Raw genomic sequence first — 1,156 nt, 5'->3', positions numbered from 1 at the left:
CCCAGGTGACTATGGCGGCGGGTGCGGTTGTAAAAAGCTTCAATGTAGTCGAACACGTCTGAGCGGGCCAGATCGCGGGTTTTGTAGATCCGTTTGCGGATACGCTCCTTCTTCAGGCTGCTGAAGAACGACTCCGCCACCGCATTATCCCAGCAGTTGCCGCGACGGCTCATGCTGGGCTCCAGGTTATGGGACTGGCAAAAGCGGCGCCAATCGTCGCTGCCGTACTGAGAACCCTGATCCGAATGAACCAGGACCCGGCCGGAGGGTTTGCGGCGCCACAGCGCCATCAACAAGGCATCGAGCGCCAGTTCGCGGCTCAAGGTCGGCTTCATCGACCAGCCCACCACCTTGCGCGAGTGCAGGTCGATCACTACCGCCAGATACAGCCAGCCCTGCCAGGTGCGGATGTAGGTGATGTCGGTGACCCAGACCTGGTCGGGCTGCGCGACCGTAAATGCCCGGTTCAGGTGATTGGGGGCCAACAGAGAAGGACGTCCGGCGATGGGGCGTGGCGCCTTGTAGCCGCGCTGCGCCTTGATGTGATGGAGTCGCATCAGGCGGGCAACCCGATGTTTGCCACACACTTCTCCGATCTCGCGCAGGTCGCCCAACACTCGACGGGAGCCGTAGACCCCACCGCTGGCACGCCAGGAATCACGAATCAGGGAGAGCAAGCGGGCATCTTCTTTGGCCCGATCCGACTCTGGTTGGTGCAGCCATTTGTAGAATCCGGCACGTGCTACCTGCAGCAAACGGCACATGGTGACCAGCGACCAGGTATGCCGATGCTCGTTCATGAAGCGGTACTTCACTCGGACTCCCTGGCAAAGTACCGCGCGGCTTTTTTTAGAATATCTCGCTCTTCTTCGGTACGGCGCAGTTGTGCTTTCAGGCGAAGAATCTCGCTCTTGGCCTCGATCAGTTCGGCGGCTTGCTTCTCACTATTGTCAGGGGTAACCGCCTTCACCCACTTGTACAGGCTGTGGCTGGAGACCCCAAGCCGGGCGGCAACCTCGGCTACGGAGTAGCCCCGTTCGGTGACTTGTTTGACGGCTTCCTCTTTGAATTCTGGGGTAAAACGCTGCGTACTCACGGACATCCTCCTATGCTCAAATCATAGGGCAGGAATGCCTACTGGAGCCGGGGCAGTCCA

At 59.8% G+C, this 1,156-nt stretch carries 1 protein-coding gene; it reads right to left on the bottom strand.

The window, feature by feature from the left end:
- A protein-coding gene (locus tag DFO50_RS18740; RefSeq protein WP_199489908.1) for an IS3 family transposase occupies positions 1-1,096 on the bottom strand; the annotation gives its coding sequence in 2 pieces (ribosomal slippage) (positions 1-844 and positions 844-1,096; 1,097 coding nt annotated over the 2 pieces). This gene is flagged as partial in the annotation.
- Positions 1,097-1,156: the final 60 nt, after the last annotated feature.

Origin of the sequence: Microvirgula sp. AG722, assembly GCF_003269145.1 — a bacterium.
GTDB classification, from domain to species: Bacteria; Pseudomonadota; Gammaproteobacteria; order Burkholderiales; family Aquaspirillaceae; genus Microvirgula; species Microvirgula aerodenitrificans.
Note: the sequence above shows the minus strand (reverse complement) of the source record. Positions and strands in the feature narration are given on the sequence as shown.